The sequence below is a fragment of the uncultured Planktosalinus sp. genome, assembly GCF_963973675.1.
In the GTDB taxonomy this organism is placed as follows: domain Bacteria; phylum Bacteroidota; class Bacteroidia; order Flavobacteriales; family Flavobacteriaceae; genus Planktosalinus.
Genome location: NZ_CAXBAN010000277.1, coordinates 1 through 3,586, shown reverse-complemented (window position 1 = coordinate 3,586; position 3,586 = coordinate 1). Strand labels below are relative to the sequence as shown.

Below are 3,586 nucleotides of genomic sequence, written 5' to 3'. Positions count from 1 at the left end.
CAGTCGATTTTTTGAAGATCTTTCCTCAAAGACCAATACACCAAAAGAAGAAATTAAACGTATTTTTAATGACATGAAGCAGTTTCAAAATAAAACTATAATTACTGATCAAGAACTTTTTACGCTTCATAAAAAAATTACACAAATAAAAAATAATAGAGATGGAAAACCCTGAAAATTCAAAAGAATCATTGCAATTTGACAATCGAATTGACTTAGAAGAACTAAAATCTGCCGTAGTTGCAATAAAAACACAACTTAGCAAAGTAATTGTTGGTCAGGAAAATTTTATTGAGTTATTAATAGTAAATCTATTGGCAAATGGTCACGTCCTTATTGAGGGAGTACCTGGTATTGCAAAAACTATTACCGCAAAACTATTTGCAAAAGCAATAAAAACAAATTTTAGCAGAATTCAATTTACACCAGATTTAATGCCGAGTGATGTGCTTGGAACTTCAATATTTAATTTAAAAACATCTGAATTTGAATTTAAAAAAGGTCCCATTTTCTCAAATGTCATTTTAATTGATGAAATAAACAGAGCACCTGCAAAAACACAATCTGCACTCTTTGAAGTGATGGAAGAAAGACAAATTACTATCGATGGAAATAAGTTTACAATGGACTCTCCCTTTGTGGTTTTAGCAACTCAAAACCCTCTGGAACAAGAAGGAACCTATGCTCTTCCTGAAGCACAATTAGATCGGTTTTTATTTAAAATAAAAGTAGATTACCCTAACCTTGAAGAAGAAATATTAATTTTAAAATCACACGACCAACGAAAATTAAATTTACCATTGGACGAAGTTGAACCAGTTCTCAATATTGAAAGTCTTAAAAAATTTAAATCACAAGTTCAAGAAATTTTAATTGAGGATAAACTATTTACATACATAGCACAATTGATTGAAAAAACAAGAAATCACCCACATTTATACTTAGGTGCCTCGCCACGAGCTTCAATTGCAATTATGAACGCATCAAAAGCTTTTGCTGCAATAAATGGCCGGGATTTCGTAACGCCAGATGACATAAAAAAAACATTGAATCCGGTATTACGTCATCGTATTATTCTTTCTCCCGAAAGAGAAATGGAAGGGATGACTCCTGAAAATGTAATTGATATGATTTCAAAGTCTGTTGAAGTTCCTCGATAAATGATGGCGTTTTTTAAATCCATATACATATCAACTCGTTTTTTCATACTAATTGCTTTAATTTCAATTATACTTTTGGTTTCAAATTGGTTTTCAGCATTGTATGGAATAGCCTGGTTATTAATTTATGTTTTAATTTTTCTATTGACTCTTGATTTAAGCATGCTCTTTCAAAAACAAGGCATAAGTGCAACCAGAGTTTTACCTGAAAAATTTTCTAATAGTGACCTCAATGAGGTCTTCATTAAATTAAAAAACAACTACCATTTCAAAACTTACATATCTATTATAGATGAATTGCCTTTTCAGTTTCAAAATAGAAATTTTTTAATTGAATTGTCGTTAGATGGAAAACTTCAAAAAACCATTACATATGAAGTAAAACCAGTTGAAAGAGGTGCTTATGAGTTTGGTAACTTAAACTGTTTTGTGTCTTCACCAATCAAATTTTTAAAACGAAAATACTCTTTTAGTGAAAACCAACAAGTAAAAGTGTACCCTTCGTTCATTCAAATGAAAAAATATGACTTTTTAGCCATAGACAGTAAATTTAGCCACCTTGGATTGAAAAAAATTCGTCGAATTGGACATACAATGGAATTTGAACAAATCAAAGAATATGTTGCCGGCGATGACTTAAGAACTATAAACTGGAAAGCAACTGCTAAAAAGTCAAACCCGATGGTTAATCAATATCAGGATGAAAAAATGCAGCCTGTCTATTCTATCATTGACACAAGCAGAGTGATGAAAATGCCTTTTGAAGAGCTCAATCTTCTTGATTATGCTATAAATAGTACCTTGGCTTTTTCAAATATAGCCCTCAAAAAGGGTGATAAAGTGGGGTTTATTGATTTTTCAAACAAAATTAATAAATGGCTGCCGGCCAAAGCCAAACCAACACAATTAGCCCCTATATTAGAAAATTTATACAAAATTAACAGCAAGTATTATGATTCAGACTTTGGTTTGTTACAAGCATCAATAAAACGGAGAATAAAACAGAGAAGTCTCATATTACTTTATACAAATTTTGAACACATTTCATCGCTTGAAAGGCAATTAAAATATTTACAATCGATAGCAAAAAGCCATGTTCTGGTAGTTATCTTTTTTGAAAATACTGAAATAAATATACTCACAGAAGAACCAACTAATACAATTTCAGGAATTTATAACCAAACCATCGCCAGACAATTCCAGTCAGATAAATATTTGATTGCAAAAGCGCTTCAAAATAAAGGCATTCAAACTGTTCTTACAGCACCTCAGGATTTAACTGTCAAAACAATTAATAAATACTTGGAAATTAAATTAAGAGGTCTTTTATAATTATTTAAAAGTATATTTAATTCTTATAAGAATTTCTTATAAAGTTTTTACTTTTGTATTGAATATTTATATAGAATGACTATAACACAGCTTAAATACGTCTTAATGGTTGCTGAACATAAAAACTTTACAAAAGCAGCCGAAAAAACATTTGTAACTCAACCCACTTTGAGCATGCAAATCCAAAAACTTGAAGAGGAGCTTGACATACTTATTTTTGACAGGTCAACAAAACCTTTGAGACTAACAACTGTGGGTCAGCAAATCGTTGAACAAGCAAGAAAAATTGTAAACGAAGCAAACAGAATGCAGGATATTGTCGATCAACAAAAAGGATACATAGGAGGTGATTTTAAACTTGGTATTATTCCCACAGTTATGCCTACCTTACTACCAATGTTTTTAAAATTGTTTACAAAAAAACACCCTAAAGTTCAGCTAAAAATTGAAGAACTAAATACTGAAGAGTGCATACAAAAGCTAAATGAAGGAAATCTCGACGCTGCGATTGCTGCAACACCATTGGTTAATGAAAACATATTGGAAAGGGTTATTTATTATGAACCTTTTGTAGCTTACATTACAGAAAACCATAGATTGTTTTCAAAAAAGGAAATTACTGTTGAAGACCTTGACCTTGAAGATATTTTATTACTGGAAGACGGACACTGTTTTAGAGATGGAGTAATAAACCTTTGTAATGCTTCAAAAAACAAGAATACAGATAATTTTCAACTTGAAAGCGGTAGTTTTGAAACATTGATTAAGCTTTCAAACGAAGGCTTAGGAATGACACTACTTCCATACCTTCATACCTTGGATATAAAAGATAGTGAAAAGAAATATTTACGGTATTTTAAAGAGCCATCCCCGGCAAGAGAAGTGAGTATTATTCAACACAAAAGTGAACTTAAACCACAAATAGTTGATGCATTATACAAAGTTATTTCAGGAATTGTAAGAGGAGCTATTGCTTTTCAGGATGTGAAAATTATAAGTCCGACTAAAAAGTAGCACTTATTCAGAGGTCAGCATTCAGTGATCAGTGAAATAACTAAATAACCCATTAACTATTAACTATTAACTATTAACTA

At 31.0% G+C, this 3,586-nt stretch carries 3 protein-coding genes; all 3 read left to right on the top strand.

Translation table 11 applies throughout. From position 1 onward, the window contains the following. The first annotated feature begins 161 nt into the window (after positions 1-161). Positions 162-1,160, top strand: a complete 999-nt coding sequence (locus tag AACY61_RS10470; protein ID WP_339611526.1) for a MoxR family ATPase — start codon at positions 162-164, stop codon at positions 1,158-1,160. Beyond that, positions 1,161-2,492, top strand: a complete 1,332-nt coding sequence (locus AACY61_RS10465) for a DUF58 domain-containing protein (protein ID WP_339611525.1) — start codon at positions 1,161-1,163, stop codon at positions 2,490-2,492. It begins immediately after the preceding gene. Positions 2,493-2,567: 75 nt separating this feature from the next. Continuing rightward, on the top strand, positions 2,568-3,506 hold the full coding sequence (locus tag AACY61_RS10460) for a LysR substrate-binding domain-containing protein (RefSeq protein WP_339611524.1): 939 nt from the start codon (positions 2,568-2,570) through the stop codon (positions 3,504-3,506). Positions 3,507-3,586: the final 80 nt, after the last annotated feature.